Annotated in this window: 8 protein-coding genes; 3 read left to right on the top strand and 5 right to left on the bottom strand. The window is 63.4% G+C overall.

Annotated features, from left to right (window positions below):
• Positions 1–81: 81 nt before the first annotated feature.
• The gene (locus tag J1M81_RS20165; protein ID WP_094651020.1) at positions 82–957 is read right to left on the bottom strand and encodes a cyclopropane mycolic acid synthase family methyltransferase; all 876 of its coding nucleotides are present in this window, start codon (positions 955–957) and stop codon (positions 82–84) included.
• Positions 957–10,817 (bottom strand): non-ribosomal peptide synthetase, encoded by a 9,861-nt coding sequence (locus J1M81_RS20160; protein WP_206498699.1) that lies wholly within the window; start codon positions 10,815–10,817, stop codon positions 957–959. Before J1M81_RS20160 ends, J1M81_RS20165 begins: the two co-directional genes overlap by 1 nt.
• A gap of 207 nt (positions 10,818–11,024) precedes the next feature.
• Between J1M81_RS20160 and J1M81_RS20155 the strand changes: the two genes are divergently transcribed.
• Complete coding sequence (locus tag J1M81_RS20155; protein ID WP_206498698.1) at positions 11,025–12,800, top strand: DUF4012 domain-containing protein; 1,776 nt, start codon at positions 11,025–11,027, stop codon at positions 12,798–12,800.
• Between the two features lie 352 nt (positions 12,801–13,152).
• Here the strand turns inward: J1M81_RS20155 and J1M81_RS20150 are convergent, their stop codons facing one another.
• The 3 genes from J1M81_RS20150 to istA all read right to left on the bottom strand — a co-directional run bounded on the left by J1M81_RS20150 (position 13,153) and on the right by istA (position 17,690).
• Positions 13,153–14,769 carry a polysaccharide biosynthesis tyrosine autokinase gene (locus J1M81_RS20150; RefSeq protein ID WP_206498697.1) on the bottom strand — a complete coding sequence of 539 codons (1,617 nt, stop codon included), beginning with the start codon at positions 14,767–14,769 and terminating at the stop codon, positions 13,153–13,155.
• Positions 14,770–15,372: 603 nt separating this feature from the next.
• Positions 15,373–16,176 carry an IS21-like element helper ATPase IstB gene (istB, locus tag J1M81_RS20145; protein WP_206498696.1) on the bottom strand — a complete coding sequence of 268 codons (804 nt, stop codon included), beginning with the start codon at positions 16,174–16,176 and terminating at the stop codon, positions 15,373–15,375.
• On the bottom strand, positions 16,173–17,690 hold the full coding sequence (istA, locus tag J1M81_RS20140; protein WP_206498695.1) for an IS21 family transposase: 1,518 nt from the start codon (positions 17,688–17,690) through the stop codon (positions 16,173–16,175). Before istA ends, istB begins: the two co-directional genes overlap by 4 nt.
• 482 nt (positions 17,691–18,172) lie before the next feature.
• Between istA and J1M81_RS27050 the strand changes: the two genes are divergently transcribed.
• Together J1M81_RS27050 and J1M81_RS27045 are read left to right on the top strand one after the other, a co-directional pair.
• Positions 18,173–19,513 (top strand): O-antigen ligase family protein, encoded by a 1,341-nt coding sequence (locus J1M81_RS27050; RefSeq protein ID WP_374223905.1) that lies wholly within the window; start codon positions 18,173–18,175, stop codon positions 19,511–19,513.
• A 33-nt stretch (positions 19,514–19,546) separates the two neighbouring features.
• Positions 19,547–20,434 (top strand): glycosyltransferase family 2 protein, encoded by an 888-nt coding sequence (locus J1M81_RS27045; protein WP_206498693.1) that lies wholly within the window; start codon positions 19,547–19,549, stop codon positions 20,432–20,434.
• Positions 20,435–20,448: the final 14 nt, after the last annotated feature.

Below are 20,448 nucleotides of genomic sequence, written 5' to 3'. Positions count from 1 at the left end.
TGCCCTGCATTTTACGAACATGGCCACTATCGTTAGCCAGAGTACCTAGTTGACCTCCCCAGTCAAGGGCTGGTCGCACCATCACTCCGTAGGCGCGTCCCCGGCTTCGAGGGTGAACTGCACAACGTTGATGCGCGAGTTCTTGAATCGCTCCGACGACCCGGTGAGGTATTGCACGTATTTGTCGTAGGTCGCTTCCGACGACAGTGCGATGGCCTCGTCCTTGGATGCGATCAGCTTCTCGGCCCACGTGTCGAGTGTCCGTGCATAGTGCGGTCCCAGTGCATGCTCGCGGAGCAACTCGAATCCCGCCTCGGCCGCTTTCGCCTTCACCACCTTGACCAACGTCAACTGCCCACCGGGAAAGATGTCGCGCAGGATGAAGCGGGAGAAGTGCGCATCCTCGCGCGTGAGTCCACCCCCGGAGGCCGGGTCGGGAGGCGTGATGACGATGGTGTGCAACAGCATTCGGCCACCGGGCTGCAACACCGAACGGCACTTGGCGAAGAACGCCGAATACCGCTGACGTCGGAAGTGCTCGAACGCGCCGATGCTGACGATCCGGTCGACGGGCTCGTCGAATTCCTCCCAACCCTGCAACCGGATGTCGACGTTGCGTTCGGTCGGGAGGTCGGCGACGAGCGCGCGGCCACGGTCGTACTGGTTTCGACTCAACGTCAAACCGATGACATTGACGTCGTACTTCTCCACCGCCCGTTTCACGAGAGCTCCCCAGCCGCAACCGATATCGAGCAGTGTCATGCCCGGCTTCAGATCGAGCTTGCCCAGCGCCAGGTCGATCTTGGCCGTCTGCGCTTCCTCCAACGTCATGTCGTCGCGCTCGAAATAGGCGCAGCTGTACGTCATGCTCGGATCGAGGAACAGCGCGAAGAAATCGTCCGACAGGTCGTAATGCGCCCGCACATCATCGACGAACGGCTCCAGTTGTTGGTTCATCACGCCACACCCTTCCCCACAGCATCGGCGCCGATCACTCGGCCTAGTGCACGGGCACCCTGCACGCCCAGCATGTCTTCGTGTTCCACATCGACCTCTGTCACCGAGATCCGGCCGTCGACCAGAGCCGTCCAGTGCTTCGCGCCGTCCGAGCCGCGGGCGGCGAAGTAGTGGACATCGCCCGCGTACACCGCCGGCCGGTACGACGCGACCCAGCTGGCAGCGGAGACGACCGGTCTATACATGGCACGTAAATCGTCCTCGGTGAGGAATGTCAGTTCGGTTCGCGTACTCCGCAATTCGGTCACGATGTCCTCGAAGGACGTCGCCTCGACCCCGAGCTGACGAGCGAGATCGTCGATGCCGAATTCCTCGGCGTCGTCGGGGGCTGCGAGTTGCGCATCGACGAGCGCCAGCAACGCGACGTCCTCGCCTTCCGACTGCAACTGCACGGCCGCCGCGTGGGCGATCACACCGCCGAGCGACCACCCCAGCAGGTGGTAAGGCCCGTGCGGCTGCACATCTCGAATCATCCGCACGTACGCGAAAGCGAACTCCTCGATCGACGACGGCGCAGCGTCACGGTTCGAGATACCCGGATCCTGCAGGCCGTACACCGGGCGGTCCGTCTCCCCCAGCAACGACAGGTAGCTCCACGCGATTCCGATGGCCGGGTGCACGCAGAACAGGGGTGCGCCCACGCCGTCGGTCCGCAGCGGCAGCAGCACATCGAACGCGCCACTCGATTCGGCATCCCCGTCGTCCATGTCGAGGCGCGCGGCCAATGCCGTGATCGTCGGATGCTCGAGCAATGCACTGATCGGGATGCGACGGCTCAGTTTGTCGCCGAGGGCGTCCATCACCTGCACCGCCGAGAGGGAGTGCCCGCCAAGATCGAAGAAATTGTCGTCGATACCGATGTCGTCGGCGGCGATATGCAGCACGTCTGAGAACACGGTGTGCACGAGTACTTCGGTGGGCGAGACCGGCGCGCGTCGTTCGGTCGACATCACGGTGGGCTCGGGCAGCCTGCTCGTATCGACCTTGCCCGACAACGTCATCGGCAACGCGTCCACGACGGTCACGGTGCTGGGCACCATGTACGCGGGCACTGTTCTCGCCAGAAAGTCGCGAGTCTCTCGCGGTTCGACCGCACCCACTACATAGGCAGCCAAGGAGTTCGCATGCCCGATCACGCTGGCCTGGCGCACGGTGGGGTGACGCAGCAGTGCCGCCTCGACCTCGGCGAGTTCGACGCGATGGCCACGGATCTTCACCTGCGAATCCACTCGACCCAGATATTCGAGTTCGCGTCCCGTCTCGCGCGCCACCCACCGCACCAGATCGCCGGTGCGATAGAGCCTGCCGTCACCGAAGGGATTGGCGACGAAGCTGCTCGACGTCAACGCAGCGTCGCCCACGTACCCGTCGGCCAGGCCAGCCCCGCCCAGGTACAGCTCCCCCACGACGTCGGTGCCCACCGGTCGCAGTCGGGCATCGAGAACCACCGTGTCGAATTCGAGGGTCGGTACGCCGATGGTCACCGCAGCCGATGCCCAGTCCCGCTGATGCGTGGTGCAGGTGCTCATGACGGTTCCCTCGGTGGGCCCGTACGCGTTGAACACCGAGCGATCCTGCGACCATCGCTGCAGCAGTGCAGAATTGGCGGCCTCGCCGGCCATGACGACCACCCGGAGAGAGGGCAGGGCCGCGGAGTCGGTCACCTGCAGCACGGTCGGGGTGAGGCAGGCGTGGGTCACCTGGTGCCGCTCGATGAGCGCTTCGAGTTCCCGCCCTCCGTGCACCTCGGGTGTCACGATCACCACGCTCGCACCGGCACCGACGGCCATCAGTGTCTCGAAGATCGACGCGTCGAAACTCGGTGACGCGAACTGCAGCACTCGTGAGGTCGGCTCGACGTCGAACAGGTCTCGTTGGCTTTGAACGAGATTCGCGATGCCGCGGTGCGTGACTCGTACGCCCTTGGGTGCCCCGGTCGACCCCGAGGTGTAGACGACGTACGCCGTGCTGTCGACGGGTGCTTCGCGTAACTGGAAGTGGTCGAGCTCGTCACCATCAGCCGTCAGCCAGTCGTTTCCGGCCGAGTGGAAGTCCACGGACGTGATTCCCGTGACGGGGGCAGCGCGATCGAGGATCTCCCGTACTCGCGCGGCGGGCTGTGACGGGTCGATCGGCAGGAAGCCCGCACCGGTCTTGGCCACGGCCCAGATCGCGGTGAGGTACTCGACGGAACGCGGCAGGGCGATCGCCACCAGAGAACCCGGCTCGACGCCGGCCCGGACGAGGTTGTCGGCCAATGCATTCGATTGCCTGTCCAGCTCGTGGTAGGTCACTGATCGTGCATCGTCGATCACCGCGATGTTGTCGGGCCAGCTACTCGCCGCCCGCATGAATGCTTGCGCCAGTGTGGACTGATCGGCCGTACCGTCTCGGCGGGACACGACAGCCGATCCGCCCTGGCCGAATTCTGCGCTGCCGAGCCGAAGGTCCGGTGCCGCGGCGACCGTGTGCAACACAGTCGTCAGACGTTCCGCGAGTCCGGTGACGACCGCCCGAGAGAACCGCTCGGCGGAGTACGCGAGAGTGCCCAGCAGCCCGGTATCGGATTCTTCGACGACGAACTCAAGATCGAATTGCGTCGCCGTGATGTCCACCCGACGCGGACTGACGGCGCTCTGACCCAATTCGATTGTGGGCGTGCTGACGTCACCGAACGCGAGGAGCACCTGGAACAGCGGGTGCGTGTCGACGGCGCGGGTGGGTTGCACTGCGTCCACCACCCACTCGAACGGTACGTCCGAGTTCGCGAAGGCATCGAGGTCGCGGTTGCGGACCTCGGTCACGAAGTCCTCGAACGTCGTCGCCGGATCCACGTCGGTCCGCAGGACGACGGTACCCACGAACATACCGACGAGGTGGTCGAGCGCCGGGTCCGCTCGGCCCGATACGGGGGTTCCGATGGCGATGTCCCGCGTTCCGCTGGCCTCGGCGAGTACGGCGGCCAGCGCTGCGTGCACGACGACGAAGATCGTCGCGCCCAGGCGATGCGCGAGCGACCGCAGCCTCGCGAGAGTGTCTGCGTCGACGGCAAACTGGACTCCGGACGCCTCCTGCTCGGCATCAGGAGTGCCAGTAGGCAGGTCGAGGAATTCCGGCAGGCCGGCCAGCGTGCGACACCAGAAGTCGAGTTGATCGGAGGCCACCGCGTCCAGAACATCGCGCTGCCACACCCGGTAGTCCGGATAGTCGACAACGAGCGGAGTGAACTGCGGTGCAGCTCCTGCCGTTCGAGCCAGCAGAGCGGTCTCGATGTCGCGGCTCAGTGGGCGTAGCGACAGGCCGTCGACAGCGATGTGGTGGGCGACGACGGTCAGCACGCGCTCGCCGCGACGTTCCGCGAGCATCAGTCGCAGCGGTGCCTCGACGGTCAGGTCGAAGCCCTGCTGCGCCACCCCGCCGATACCCGCATGGGCGTCGTCCAGTGTCGAGAGCACGATCTGCGGATCGAGGACCACCGTCACAGGGCCGTCGCCCGTCGACGGATACACCGTGCGGAGCGGCGTATGCCGTTCCAGCACATCGGTAATCGCCGCGCGCAGCACGTCGAGGTCGAGGCCTTCCGGAAGCGTCACCTCGAAGGCGATGTTGTATGCCGCCGATGTCGGGTCGTATCGATTCTGCAGCCAGATGCGTCGCTCGGCCGGTGCGAGGCCGGAGTAGGAGCGTGCATCCGCGCGGTGCACCAATGAAGGGAGCGCGGTGTAGTTGTCGGACAGCAACTCGATCGCCGACGCGAGCTGCGCCGCGGTGGGGGCCTCGAATACCGTCCGCACCGGAACCCGGACGCCGAGAACCGCACTGATGCGGGTGGCGACGCGGGTGGCCGCGAGGGAATCGCCCCCGAGGACGAAGAAATTGTTGTCGACGGCCGGTACGTCGATCCCCAACGTGTCGGCGAAGATTCCGAGAATGACGTCCTGCGTCAACGTACGTCCGGCCCCGGACTCGGAGTCCGTCGGTACCGCCGGAAGCAAGGCCGCCTTGTCCACCTTTCCGTTGCCGGTCAACGGAATACGATCGATCGACGTGATGACGGCCGGCTGCATCGACAACGGCAGCCGGTCCAGGAGCCACTGGCCCGCGTCGAACTCGCTGGTTCCCACCACCCAGGCGTGAATTCTGTTGTCGACCATCAGTGCTGTTGCGGCACTGACGTCGGGGTGTGCCGTCAGTGCGCTCTCGATGTCTCCCAGTTCGATGCGCACACCGTTGATCTGCACCTGGTCGTCGCGTCGACCGCGGTAGTCGAGCAGTCCCGAGAGCTCACGTCGGACGAGATCTCCGGTCCGGTACATCCGGGTACCGCCGGCGGTTGCGACGAAGCGCGCGGCAGTCGACGCCGGATCGGCTCGGTAGCCGCGAGCCACACCGGACCCCGCCAGATACAGCTCTCCTACGCCACCGAGCGGCACCGGCTGCAACCGGTCGTCGAGCACAAGGGCTCCGACGTGGTCCAACGGTCGGCCGATCGTGACGGGTTCTCCGGCACGCAGTGATTCGGCCAGGGTGGCGACCACTGTGGCTTCGCTGGGTCCGTAAGCGTTGAGCATCGAGCGTCCGAGCGACCACTCGTCGACGACCCCGGCACCCAGCACATCTCCGCCGACGGCGACGGTCTCGACACCGGCCACCGTCGGCACCGTCGCGAGTACCGCGGGCGTGGACAGGTAGTGGGTCACTCGCTGCTCGGCGAGGAACCCGGCCATCTCCTCACCGCCGAGGAGGCCATGTGGCGCGATCACCATGGTCGCTCCGGCCCCGAACGCGAGCACGAGCTCGAGCACGGCGGCATCGAAGTTCACCGAGTATCCGTGCAGCACCCTGGACGTCGCTTCGACTCCATAGCGCGACACCACCTGCTGCGCGAGCGAATACACACCCTGGTGCGTCACGACGACGGGCTTGGGTGTGCCGGTGGAACCCGACGTATGGATCACGTACGCCGGGTGCGCGGGTTCGAGCGTGGCCAGGCGGTCGTCGTCGGTCAGTGGCGCGTCGCTGAACGTCTGCGCGTGGCTCTCCTCGACCCACCGCACTCCCGGTTCCGTTCCGCCGAAGCCGATCTCGATGGGCCCCAGCATCTGTTCCCGGCGAGCCGCCGGGTAGCGGGGATCCACCGGTACGAATGCTCCACCGGCCTTCACCACGGACCACAGCGCCACGATGTACTCGGCCGAGCGCTCGAGCGACAACGCGACGAGGGTCTCCGGTCCCACGCCGTGTGCGATCAACAGGCGTGCGATCCGGTTGGATCGGCGATCGAGTTCGGAGTACGTCAGCGATTCCGGACCGTCGATCGCCACCGAATCTGCTGTGCCACCGACCAACACGTCGATAAGCGTGCCGGTGTCGGATTCGACCGGCAGTGTCGGCGCATCGGCGAGAGCAAGGTTGCCGACGACGAATGCGGAGTCCGACACCGCCGCATGCAGGAGTGCCGTCACCGCCGACGCTAACTGTTCGACGGTCGCCCGCTGATACAGGTCCAGCGCATATTCGATCTGTCCGACGAGACCGGCAGAGTCGGCATGTCCGGCGGACGATTCCTCCAGCACCAGATTGAGGTCGAACTCGGAGGTGCGAGTGGGGATCTCCAGCACCGAGAACGGCAGGTCGTCGACCGATCGGTGCGGTGCGTTGTCGAATGCCAGCATCACCTGGAACAGCGGGTGCCGGTCCAGCGATCGATCGGTGGTCACGGCGTCGACGATGCGCTCGAACGGCACGTCCGAGTGAGAGAAGGCGTGGAGGTCGGCGGAACGGACGGCACCCAACAGGTCGGCGAAACTACCGGCCGGGTCCACTGTGACTGCGAGAGGGAGGGTTCCGACGAACATTCCGACCATCTCGTCGAGGGCTTCGTGGCCTCGCCCGGCCGTCGGCGATCCGACCACCACGCGGTTCGATGTGCCGAATCGACTCAGGGCCGCGGCCACCGCGGCGTGGACCACCATGAATGTGGTGGCGTTGTTCGACCGCGCCAGCTCACGGATGCCCGCATGCAGGTCCGGTCCGATCTCGAACGGAACCGCGTCGGTGGTCATCGACTGCACGGCGGGCCGGGGGAAGTCGGACGGCAATTCCGCCAACGCGGTGTCGCGCTCCCCCAGCACCGAGGTCCAGAACGAGAGTTGCTCGCCGGCAACCGCATCCACCGTCGCCCGGTTCCACACCGAGTACTGGCCGTACTGCGCGCGTAGGCGTGGCCACGTCGGTGCATGACCGGCCGTGCGTGATGCGTGGGCGAACGCGAAGTCGCGCACGAGTGGGTCGAGAGACCATCCGTCCATCGAGATGTGGTGCACTGCCACAACGACCACCGTGTCGCCGGACTCCTCCACGCTCAGCAGCGCTGCCCGGATGGGGACGCCGGCCGCGACGTCGAATCCCTGCCCGGCAATAACCGCGACGGCGTCGTCGAGGTGATGCTCAGGCACAGTGCGCGCCGGTACGTCGACCAGGACGGTGTCGGTGGGCCGCACCACCTGCCGCGGACCGTCGCCGTCGTCCGGGTAGTAGGTGCGCAACGCTTCGTGTCGTTCGGCAACGTCACGCAGTGCCGTCAGAACCAGTGACGCATCGCTACCCGCTGCGACCCGGATGGCGACGGGCATGTTGTAGGCGGGCGATGTGGGGTCGAACTGGTTGAGAAACCATAGCCGCTGCTGCGCATACGACAGCGGGACATGCTCAGGCAGAACGGTATCGAGCAAGTCGACCGACACTTCACGCTCGGCCGAGGAATCGATGGCGGCCGCGACGGCGCGGACGGTGGGATCGGCGAACAACGCGGTGAGCGAGACTCCCGAGCCGAGGCGAGCGAGAACTCGGGTGGCGCTGAGCGAATCACCGCCGAGCTCGAAGAAGGAGTGCTCGCGCCCCACCTCCTCGACGCCGAGGACGTCGGCGAACGCTGCGGCGACAGCGCGTTCGGTCTCGGTCTGCGGCGGCACGTACTCGGTGTCCGTCGACGCGGTGGGGGCCGGTAGCGCACGGCGGTCGACCTTGCCGCCTGCCGTCATCGGCAGTGCATCCAGAACCACGATATGGCGGGGAATCATCCACGCCGGCAACCGGTTCGGCAGGTGACCGTCGAGCCCGTCGGAGGTACCGGTGACGTACAGGGCCAGCCGGTCGTCGCGGACGACGGCCACGGCCGCGGTCACTCCAGCGAATGAGTTTGCTGCGGCTTCGATCTCGCCGAGTTCGAGTCGACGCCCGTGCAGTTGGATCTGGTGGTCGGAGCGACCCAGGTATTCGAGCGAGGACCCGTCGAACGACCACCGGACGATGTCGCCCGTGCGATACAGCCGCGCTCCCGCCACGCCCGGGTCGGCAACGAACCGCGCCGCCGTCGAACCGAATTGGCCGTCGTATCCCCGGGCGAGTCCGTCGCCCCCGAGATACAGCTCGCCGACGCCGCCGTGGGGCGTGGGCCGCAGGTGCGAATCCAGTACCAGCGCACGAACACCCGGTAGGGGCGCACCGATGGTGACGCGCTCACCGACGACCATCGGGGCAGACAGCGTCGCCAATACCGTGGTCTCGGTGGGGCCGTAGGCGTCGAGCATCGTTCGTTCGGGAGTGGCGAACCGGTCCCGCAATGCGGGTGGGCACTCTTCGCCGCCGACGTCGAAGACTTCGATGGAGTGCAGATCCTCCGGATCGAGGGTCGCCAGCACCGTCGGAGAGGTGATCAGGTGCGTGATCTTCTCGCTGGCCAGGAACGCGGCCAGGGCAGGCCCGGCGTAGACATCGGCCGGGGCGATCACCAGGGTGGCACCCGCCGCGAATGCAGCGAGAACTTCCTGGATGGAGGCGTCGAACACGGGCGAGGCCAGGTGCAGCACTCGTGAGTCGGCGGTGACGGCATACCGGTCGACGACGTTGTCGGCCAGTGCCGCCAGACCGCGATGAGTGACGCTGACGGCCTTGGGTTTTCCGGTCGATCCCGACGTGTGGATGACGTAGGCCTCGTTGTCGACGTGCAGCGCCGGCGGCGCGAGGTCACGCTCGTTCGCGTCGAGCAGATCCTCGATGTCGAACCACTCGATGGTGTTCGGAAGTTGTTCCAGCACATCCTTGGTGGTGATACCGAATTCGATGCCTCCGCCGGTCAGCACAGTCGCCAGCCGCTCGGTGGGCTCGGTGGGGTCGAGCGGAACGAACGAGGCTCCGGCAGTGGAGACCGACCACGAGGCGAGCAGAGATTCGTAGGAGCGTTCCATCGCCACGGCGATGCGCTTCTCGACGCCTGCGCCCAGCGAGATCAGTTGCGCAGCAATGTGTTCTGCGACCCTGGTGAAGTCCTCACTGGACTGATCGACACCCGCGGCACGCACCACCGTCCCGCGTCGCAGCAGCGCCGGCAACGGCCTAGGCGACACCGTGTCCGCTGGACGCGCTGTCAGGAACGCGGATTCGTCCGCGGCGTCGAGCACATCCAGTTCCGATACGGCAAGGCCCTCAGGGGCATTGACCACCGCACGCAGCAGAGCCAGGAACCGGCGGTGATGGGCTGCGAGTTCGTCGGTGGAGTAGAGAGCCGGGTTGCCGAGGAAGTCGACGCGGGTGCTGGTGCCGGCAACTCCGGGGTAGACGTTGACCATCATGTCGTCGATGGGTCCGCTGGAGAGCACCCGGTATTCGCCGATGACGTCGCCGAGCCGAATGGTGCTGTTGTACATCATGATGTTGACCGTGGGTCCGAACACCCCGCGTCCGGCCGCGGCGCTGCCGGTTCCGTCGCCGGTCTCGCGCTGCATGTCCTCGACGCGGAAACGCTGATGGCGCAGCGCGCCGGTGAGTTCCACCTGAATGCGTCGGAGAAGTTCTTCGACGGTCACGCCCTCTTCGACGCCGATGCGCAGGGGCACCACGTTGGACATCATGCCGGAGGATTCCCGCAGTTTGGTGGTGGCTCGCCCCGATACCGGCAGGCTGAGCATCACGTCTTCGGTGTCGGTCATGCGCGCGAGATACAGCGCGAACGTGGCGAGCACGACGGGAACGTCGGAGCTGTTGTACCGATGTGCCACGGCCGCCACGGCTTCGGTGAGGTCTGCGTCCAACACGGCACCCACACTCACCGTCACGCCGCTCGGTGCCGCGCGCGTGTACGTGTTGCCGGCCAGCCGGGGTGCGTCGAGGTGGCCGTCGAGTCGTCCGAGCCAGTACTGGCGGTCGGTGTCGTAGCGAGAGGAGTTGGGGTACGCGGCCTCGTAGTCGTAGATCTCACGGACGCCGATGGCGCGCGTCTTGGGTAACTCGGCACCGTTGGTCAACGCGGTGTACACCGCCGCGGTGCGTTCCTGGACGGAGATCGCGCCGAGTCCGTCCATGACGATGTGGTGGGCGCGGCTGTACCAGTAGTAGTGCCCATCGTTCACCTGAATGATCTCGGAGGCGATCAACTGATCGCGAACCAGATCGACGGGGCGACGGTACTGCTCGTCCATGTAGCGCTGAGCATCCTCGACGGGATTCTCCTGGTCTCGGAAATCGCGATAGATCATCGCGTACGGCACCCGGAGGTCTCGCCACTGGTACGGATGCCCGTCGTGCAGCCCGATCCGCACTGCGGGCGATTCGAGTTGCCTGCACGCGATGTCCGTGGCTCGGATCAGTACGGCCGGGTCGATATCGCCACGAATTTCGACGTACTGGGCGATGGTGAACGGTACGTCCGGCGCCAGCTGCTGGGCGAGGTAGATATTCATCTGCGCAGCGGACAAAGGGAAGCGGCCATCCTCGAACAGCTCACCAACCTCTGGCGACACTCGATGACCTCCTCAACGCATATGCTCCGACGGCGTGAATTTTCGGCTGACGTGCCGCCCAGCAACGTCGATCTACATCGCCCGTGACAAACCTAGTCGACCCATTGTGAATGCTCTACCCGGATCGGACGACAGGTACGCCGGAACCGCCGCTCCCCTTTAGGCTATGCACTCGACCGACTTCCTATGACCGAGAGGCCACCGACAATGGCGACCAGTTCCACCGAAGTTCGTGGTTCTCGATCCGGCAAGAAGCGGCCGATTCTCCTCACGGTGGGGGTGCTGCTGGTCGTACTGGTCGCGTTTCTGGTGTGGCTGGGGTACGAGGCCTACACCGCTCAGTCCAGCCTGAACGCGACGCGCGACTCCGCCACGCAGGCGAAAGACGCTCTGCTCGACGGTGATGCGGCCGGTGCCGAGGCCGCGGCCGCTCGGGCCTCGGAATCGGCAGACGACGCAGTGTCGGCAACGACGTCCATCCCGTTTTCGATAGCGAAAGCCGTTCCTTACCTTGGTAGTCCGCTGAAATCGGTAGCTCAGATCACCGATGTGGTGCACGGTTTGGCCGTGGACGTCCTCACCCCCGCATCAACGGCGGGCGAAAGCCTGAACCCGAGCAGCCTCGTCGAAGGTGGCGGCAAGGTCGATACCGCCGCTTTGCGGGACGCACAACCTGTGCTGGAGCAGACCGCTGCCGCAGCCGAGGATTTGAGCCTCCGAGCCCAGCAGGTGGACGAGCCCGCATTCCTCGGCGTCGTCAGCGATGCACGTACCTCGTTGATCGATCAAACACACGACCTCGCAGGCCTGCTCACCAACACCCGGATCGCCAGCCGGCTGTTGCCGTCGATGCTCGGCGACAACGGTCCGCGCAGTTACTTTCTCGCGTTCCAGACCAATGCGGAGGCCCGCGGTACCGGCGGTCTGCTCGGTGGCTACGGCATCATTCGCGCCGAGAACGGCACCGCCCGTGTCGACACTCTCGGTGCCAACAACGAACTCGAATTCGCGAAGCAGCCCATCGACCTGGGCCCCGAGTACAACGCACTGTGGGCACCGCGTAACACCACGACCGACTTCCGTAACTCGAATGCGAGCCCACACTTTCCGTATGCCGGCCAGATCTGGTCGTCCATGTGGACCGAGCAGACCGGTGAGGTGCTCAACGGTGCCATCGCTACCGACCCGATTGCGTTGAGCTACATCCTCGGAGCCACCGGGCCGGTCACACTGGCCGACGGCGAGCAGATAACCGCAGACAACGTCGTCGAAATCACCCTCAGCACAGCCTATTCGAGGTTCGGCGACGACCAGTTGGCACGCAAGGCGTATCTACAGCAGATCGCGTCTGCAGTGGTACAGAAGATGACCACGGGCGCTGCCCCCACCAGATCTTTGCTCGACGCGGTGGGCCGCGCCGGCAGCGAGGGCCGCATTTCGGTGTGGAGCGCAGATCCGGCCGAGGAGGCAATTCTGGCCGGCACCAAGGTGGGTCACGTGTTGCCGGACAGCCCGGCTCCCTACGCCAATGTGGTGGTCAACAATGCCGGTGGCAACAAGCTCGATTACTACCTGGCGCGCGATATCAAATATTCGGCCGAATCCTGCACCGCCGGGACGCGTAAGTCGACGGTGACGGCAACGCTGACCAACAACGTCGATCCGAACGGCCTGACGTCGTACGTGGCGAGCACATTCCAGCCCAACGTCCCGTACGGCACCAACGAGTCGATCGTCTATCTGTACGGCACTCAGGGCGCGAAAATCACGTCCATGAAGGTGAACGGCGTTTCCGGATTCTCCATCCAGGCCGGAACCGAATTGGGTCGTCCTGTGCAGGCCGCGTATCTGACCATTCCGCCCGGAAAGTCGCAGACGGTTACCTGGGAACTCGAGGAGCCCTCGGCTCCGGGTGAGGCCACGGTGCCCGTGCAACCTTTGGTCGATCAGCCGACGGTCAGCATCGACGTCCCGCAATGTTGACTCCCCAGCGTTGACAGCCCAGCGCTGACAGCCCGATAACCCCAGCCCCGCGCGTCTTCGTCACACTAGGCGCGACGGGGCTGCGGTTGTTCTTCGGCTGACTTACAGTTCGTTCCGTGTTCGGAAAACGACGTAGGGACCGGGTCAGGCCACCAGAAAAGGCGCATCCATTTGTTTGGATCGCGTTGATAGTCCTGACGCTTGCACTGACCGTGCTGTTCGTGGTCGCGGAATTCGAGGGTCGCGTCTAGCCTCCAACAGTCGAAATGCCCCGCCACAGCAATTGTGGCGGGGCATTTCGGGTTGTGGCTGTGAGTAATCTCGGCCGCGCTAGTTCTGTCGACGGAACCGACTATTTACGGAAGCGGGGGTTGTCCGTACCGTTTCTAGGCGGGTCGGTGTGTACTTCGGGACGCCGCGCTCGTCCGTATGGAGCCGCGCTGACGGCCGAGCGTGCAGTTTCGGTCGGTGCCGAAGGCGCAGGCTGCGCCGAGCCGGTGGATGTCGATGCAGCCTGCGGCGGCGTGGGTGCAGCGACCGGGCCAGATGGCTCGACCGGGCCTTGCGGTGCCGGTGCGGGCACCGGGGGCACAACCTGACGAGGCAGGTTGGTATCGGCGGTGTAGTTGTACGAGTAGCTGTACATGTCCCCCTTCTTCGACGGGGTCAACGCCAGCACCACGCCGAGGACACGGGCACCGATGGTTTCGAGATTGCCGATCGCTCGCGCGAGTTCGTTGGACTTCGTGTGTCCGTAGCGGGTGACGAGCAGAGCACCATCCGCATGGGTGGTGAGGACAGCCGAGTCGGTGACGGGCAGCAACGGGGCACCGTCGACGATCACGTAGTCGAACCTCGAACGCAGTTCGACCAACAGAGCACGCGAGGCTTCCGAGCCCAACAGCTCGGACGGGTTCGGCGGGATGGGGCCCGAGGCCATGGCCTGCAGACCCTCGTACTTGGTGGGCTGCAGCACCTCTTCTACCGTTGCTTGGCCGGCGAGAACGGTGCTCATTCCGACCGAGCCGATGAGACCCATGTACTTCGAGACGCGCGGCCGACGCAGATCGCCTTCCACGAGAGCCACGTGGTGGCCTGCTTCGGCCAGGGCCACGGCGAGATTCACCGCGGTGGTCGTCTTGCCTTCACTGGGAATCGCACTGGTGACGACGATGACTCGTGGTGGATGGTCGACCTCGAGGAACTGCAAGTTGGTGCGAAGCTCACGGAACGCCTCGGCACTGGCCGACTGGGTGAGATCTTGGAAGTCGACGGCCGGGTGCGCTTTACGCTCTTTGTCGAACGGAATTGTGCCGACGAGCGCCTTGCCGGAGATCGCTTCGATCTCGCGACGACCCTTGATCGTGTTGTCGAGGCGGTCGCGCAGGACCGCGAGAGCAATTCCGAGCAGAAGGCCGACGGCCGCACCCAGGGCGAGATTGCGCTTGGTCTTAGGGCTGACAGGCGTTGACGACGCCTCAGCCTGTTGGAACGTCTTGACGCCAGCTGCGGGGTCACCGCCATTGGCGGGCGTCTCCAGTTCTCGGACTTGCTCGGTCAGCTCGGTCGCCATCGCATTGGCGATATCGCGAGCCCGTTCAGGCGATGGATCGGTGACCGTCAGATTGAACAGAACAGTGTCGGGAGTCGACGACGCCTTCACCTTCGAGGCCAGCTGGGCCGCGCTCATACCCCCGAGCGGAAGTACGTTGAGGACCCGGGCCGCCAACGCGTCGCTGGTCGCCAACTCCGAATACGACGCCACGAGTTGCTGCGAGGTCAGGTTGCCCTGGTAGGTCTCACTCACCGTCGCGCCACCAGAGGTAGAGACGAACATCCTGGCGCTCGACTCGTACAGCGGCGTTGTCAGCAGGGACGCACCCAGGGCACCAAGGATCGCTACGACCACGGTTACGGCGATGATGATCCATCTCGCCTTCAGGATTTTCAGATAATCCTGTATCTCCATGCTTCGAGCTCCTCGTCCGTTCGTACAACCCCGCAACGGGCTACTGTGTGGCTCAATCGTTACATAAGTATTCGATCGCCGTGCACCGGATCAGTATCGCCCCTGGAGCCAGTCACTCATTCGCTTGATTCACGAGACCTACTCGGCGAATTCCCTGTTGTGACGTGTCACGACAATCCGTGTCCCCAATTTCGATTTCAAAATTCACGAACGGGCCAGGAGTGCCGGTAGCGTTCGACCAGCTAGAGCAGGAACCATAAAGAGCTTCGCGAACCCGGCCCAAGTCAGGGTGATTCTCGACACTGGAGTGCTCGCGACCTCTCGTTCGAGCTGCGAGGCAGCCCGGACCCTGGCGAGCCGCACCTTACTGCTCCCTGAAGCCTCTAGATCTGCCATCGCCGCGGCGGCCGCCTCCGCAACCGTCAGAGCGATGACGCCAGGCCCCGTGAACCACGGTGCTACTGCGCGAACAGCTAGAGCGGACGTCCTTCACCTTCGAGGAACCCCGGCACGCTGGAACAAACCGCAGTGTCAATGGCCAAGTTGAAGTCCCCGCTGGTGGCCAGGTGAAGGTCCCCACCCCGTGTTGATGTTTCCGGTTTTTCAGGGGCGGTCCTTTCGGTGTTGTGCGTCTTTCATGCGGTAGGACTCGCCGTCGGTGACGAAGATGGTGGCGTGGTGGAGCAGTCGGTCGAGGATCGAGGCGGCGGTGGTGTGTTCGGGCAGGAACCGGCCCCATTGCTCGAACGGCCAGTGCGATCCGATCGCCAACGAGCGGCGTTCGTAGGCTCCGGCGACGAGACGGAACAGCAACTGGGTGCCGGTGTCGTCGAGCGGGGCGAAGCCCATTTCGTCGATGATGATCAGATCGACCCGCAGCAGTGATTCGATGATCTTGCCGACGGTATTGTCTGCCAATCCGCGATACAGGGTTTCGACGAGATCGGCGGCGGTGAAGTAGCGGACCTTGTGTCCAGCGTGCACGGCGGCGACACCGAGTCCGATCAAGGTATGCGACTTGCCTGTCCCGGCAGGTCCGATCATCGCCAAATTCGACTGTGCCCGAACCCATTCCAGGCTGGACAGGTAGTCGAACACCTTCGGCTGGATCGACGACGCTGCGACGTCGAAGGACTCCAACGTTTTCGTCACCGGGAACGCGGCCGCTTTGAGCCGGTTGACGATGTTGGAGGCATCACGTGCGGCGAGTTCGGACTCGATGAGCGTCCGCAGCACTTCTTCCGGGGTCCAGCGTTGCGTCTTCGCAGTGATCAACACCTCCGGTGCGGTCCGGCGGATCGCAGCCAGTTTCAGGCGCCGCAGTCCAGCGTCGAGATCAGCAGCGAGCTCGGGAACATGCTGGGGTGCAGCAGTCTTCGGAGAGTGTGCAGTGGTGGTGTCGGTCATGACGGCACCTGCGTATCGGCGGCAGGGGTCCGGATGGCGTAGGCATCGAGGGAGCGTGTCGGTGCGGTCGGCAGGTCCAGAATCAACGCGTCTCCGGCCGGCCTGGGCTGCGGCGCTCCGGCACCGGCAGCGAGAATCGATCGGACGTCCGCGGCCCGGAATCGACGGAACGCCACCGCCCGGGTCAACGCCGCCACCAACAGTTCGGTGCCATGTGCCGCACCGAGTGCCAGCAGTATCTCGAGCTCGGATCCGAGCCTGGTGTTGCCGATCGCGGCGGCACCGACGAGGAATGCTTCTGCTTCGGGTCCGAGTGCGCAGAACTGTTGCTCGACAGTGGTTCTCGGCCTGGGACCGCGATGGGGTGCGGGGCGGGCACCGCCGTAATGCTCGTCGAGGACCGACGCGGTCCCCGGCTGGGCCAGGTCGTGTTCGGCGACGACCTCACCGGTGGCCGGCTCGACAACCACCAACCGTCCCTCGGTCTGGACGAGGGTGACCGTCGCGCCGATCAACCGGACCGGCACGGAGTAGCGCGCGGACGCGAACCGCACGCAGGACAAGCGATCGACTTTGCGGGTCACCGGCGGTGGACCGATCTCCAGTCGCAGTGATGGCAACGGCGACAACAACTCTCGCTCCTCGTCGAGTTTGTCGTTCGGGATCGCGCATATCTCCGAATGCACCCTGTCGTTGACTTCCGTGCACCACACCGTGGCGGCGGCGTTGGCCGCGTGGACATCGATGGTGGTGCCGGCGATGGCTGCTTCGGTGAGCAACGGGACAGCGAGATCGCGTTGGGCGTATCCGACGAGGTTCTCCACGACGCCTTTCGATTGTGGGTCGTTCGCGTGGCAGAAGTCCGGTGCGAACCCGTAATGAGCAGCGAACCGGACGTAGTCCGGGGTGGGAATGACGACGTTCGCAACGACCCCGCCTTTGAGGCATGCCATGCGGTCGGCGAGGACCTTGCACGGGACACCACCGACAGCGGCAAGCGCTTCGGCGATCAATGCCATTGTGGTGGTTGCTTTCTCGTCGGTGGCGAATGCAGCAAACCGCCACCGCGAGTAGGCCATGACGGCGCAGAACAGGTGCAGTCCGCCGACAGTGGCCCAGTCGATGATCAGGTAGTCACCCGGTGCCCATACCGCGGGCCGTCGGCCGCGGTGACGGTCGGTGCGCCACCGTTTCTTCTCCTCGGCGACCAGGCGGCGGAAGTTGCGGTCCGATCCTGCATAGCCGGCCTTGCGGGCGATCGGCAGGATTCGTTTCGCGGAGATTCGGCCCTGAGATTTGTCGACCCGTTCGGCTACCAGGTCGGTGACGGCGGCGTAGTTGCGTTCACGCTCGGCCCGCGGCGGTGGTGTGGTGCCGGCCTGGTCGGCTTCGAATTTGTCGATGGTGCGTTTGACGGTCTTGTGGGTGGTGCCGACGAGTTCGGCGGCTCCTCGATACGACCCGACTTCGCGGTAAGCGGAAATGATGTCCATGCGTTCCTTCGCAGACTTCAATGGAACTCCCCGGGCGGTGCGGTGTGTGGTTGGCACCTTCACCGTCACCGCTCGGGCCAGAAGTTCCTGATCGACACGACGAACACGGGGTGGGGACTTTCAGTTGGCCACCAGTGGGGACCTCGACCTGGCCACCAGTGGGTACTTTTTCATGGCCACGGACACACACTCCGCTCTATGGCCGAACAGTGCCCATCGTCACCCTAGGCTGGTGGGACTAGAACTACTAGACAGAGCCTGCGAAGTACACATACCGCCAGCCGGCAGTACGTAGGAACAACAGACCTCACGCCGGATAGTCATACCATCTCAAGCTCTGCGGCTGTAACACTCAGCATGACGGGAGATCTGCGGTGGGGGTCCAGGTGACGACCGCCAAGCAGCCGAAAACTAGACCACCATTGGACACCCAGACCGGAAATATGGTCTGCGCATCTACCGCCAGTCAGCCATAATGGGGCGTGGAAAAAATCCTGTGGGTGATGATCAGCATCCTCGTAGCCCTGCTGAGTATGGGCTATCTCGCGGACCGGAGGGCTCGGCTACTGGAGCGACCGATTCACGTGAATCACCTGCTAGCATCACTGCTGATATTCTCAGCTTGGGCGTACGGAGTCGTTCCAAATTACCTGAACATCGTCTCATCAGGTCGAGGAGAAGTCCTGACAACAAACGTACGGGTCATTTCAGGAACAGCCCAAGTCATGGGACAACTGTTTCTGCTACTCACGGCAGCGTGCGCAGTAGCCCTGCTAATCAACACGATGAGTCGACCCTCGACCCTCCACTACCCCGCAATTATGCTTCTGCTACTCCCTTTTATACTCCTTTCTATCTCATCAATAACAAACGCAGGCGGGTACAGTATCTACTCGCTCGTTTACCCACTGGTTGTAATCGCGCTTTGGCGAGCCCAAGTCGGCCTCTCCGTTCTGGCAACGGTTGGATGGCTGACCGTATTTTTGGCCATTGCCAGCCTTGCACTCGGGCTGATAAATAAAGAAATCGGCACCGCACCTGCACCAATTGAGGGCGGCAAAGTCATCTGGGACTCCCTACTAGCGGGCCCCCACTCGCACCCGAATGTTCTCGGATTAGCACTATCACTGGGGCTGCCATTCGTACCGCTCATAAAGCAACTTCCGGTGAAGGTCGTAGGTACGGCCCTGATAGCAGTCGCGCTAGTTTGGTCGGGTAATAGAAACTCGATCTTCGCGGGCGGGGCAGTATTGCTCATCTGGTTACTCATATCATGCACGCGGCGAAAAAAGTGGGTAATCTTGCCGATCATAATCGGAACAGCAATGACGATAATGACTCCGATACTTTCTAATAACGCCGCAGACTTTAGCTTCAGAGGTCGAATTTGGAACGCAAGTTTGCTGCGCGCTCATGAAAGCCCTCTGTTCGGACTCGGTCCACGGTTCTACCAGCTAATCGCCCGATTCCGAAACGAACTCGGCCAAACGGCATTTTCTGGACACAACGCTTATGTCCATACAGTCACAACTGGCGGGATCGCAACCACTCTAGCCGTCGTTCTGTTGCTCACACTGATCGCAAAGAGATCGATTGAAAGCACTTCTAGTGATTTTGTCCCGGCTCTATTCATAACAGGCCTAATTTTCAACTCTTGGCTTCAAAACCCCGGCACTTATAGCGGGTTGGACGTGATGTCATACGCGTTCTTTATACCAATGGCAATATTGCTATTCCAGCCCCAAACAAATCCACGATTAACAGCCGACGGCGGCAAAGAAACACCCGAGGGTCTGTCGTCACGTAACCGCCCAAGACATACATTCGACTACTCGCGCACATAAGACTGCTGAACAAACGGGGGCAAAGGAATACTTTTGAGAAACTTCGACGACTTGACCGTAGTCATTCCGGCTTACAATGCGGAGAAGACTCTCAGCGACTCTATCCGGAGCGTATCCGATCGGCTACGATGTAGGATAATCGTGGTAGACGACGGCAGCACTGATCACACATCTGAAGTAGCAAATCAGATGGGGGCTGAAATTAAATACCAACCAAACGCGGGCGCATCAGCCGCCCGATATGCCGGTATTCGCTTAGTGAATACCCAATACGTCATTCTCTTGGACAGCGACGACCGACTTGCAGACGGCATGATCGCAGCCATCGACGTTATTCGAAAGAATTCCGACGTCGTTGCTGTCGGAGGCCGAGTCGCAATCCTGGGACCGTCGGGCATGACTCAGCGAGTCACCCGCCCTATTCCATCAACCTGGACAACGCAGACAATACTCGGAGAGCCGAACAGCCCTTGGCCTCCAGCAGCAGCCGTCTGGCGGACCGACGCGATCCGCGCCTCCCTCAGAATCGATCCGGATAGACTCCGCACAAAATTTGCGGAGGACTTCGAACTGCTTATTAGGGTCTCTACATTGGGAAAGGTGGCCGCCGTATCCGACACTACCTGCAACTACCGTGCGGACGGCGGCAAGTCAGCCCGCAGCTCTCAAGCTGCGGTCCTAGACAGCGAAAGGATTCGTGCCTATTACTCTCGTGCTTTTAAGGTTGATATTGACCTAATGTCGACACAGGCAGTGTCTGATCAAGCAAAATGGCGCCACTTTCGAGCTTGTCAAGCAGCGTCAGGCCTCCGATCAGCTGCATTTACACTCTTACTAGAACCATCATCGTTATCAGCAGTGATACGACATCACGCACGGAATACTCGACGCCGAATGAAACGTAAGTTTAGGTCGGAATGACGTATCATCCATCC

Source organism: Rhodococcus sp. KRD175 (genome assembly GCF_017168275.1).
GTDB classification, from domain to species: Bacteria; Actinomycetota; Actinomycetes; order Mycobacteriales; family Mycobacteriaceae; genus Rhodococcoides; species Rhodococcoides fascians.
Note: the sequence above shows the minus strand (reverse complement) of the source record. Positions and strands in the feature narration are given on the sequence as shown.

Bases quoted from the DNA above. Each gene is read 5' to 3' on its own strand.
- J1M81_RS20165 (WP_094651020.1), bottom strand. From the start codon at position 957: ATGAACCAACAACTGGAGCCGTTCGTCGATGATGTGCGGGCGCATTAC.
- J1M81_RS20155 (WP_206498698.1), top strand. From the start codon at position 11,025: ATGGCGACCAGTTCCACCGAAGTTCGTGGTTCTCGATCCGGCAAGAAG.
- J1M81_RS20150 (WP_206498697.1), bottom strand. From the start codon at position 14,769: ATGGAGATACAGGATTATCTGAAAATCCTGAAGGCGAGATGGATCATC.
- istB (WP_206498696.1), bottom strand. From the start codon at position 16,176: ATGACCGACACCACCACTGCACACTCTCCGAAGACTGCTGCACCCCAG.
- J1M81_RS27050 (WP_374223905.1), top strand. From the start codon at position 18,173: ATGATCAGCATCCTCGTAGCCCTGCTGAGTATGGGCTATCTCGCGGAC.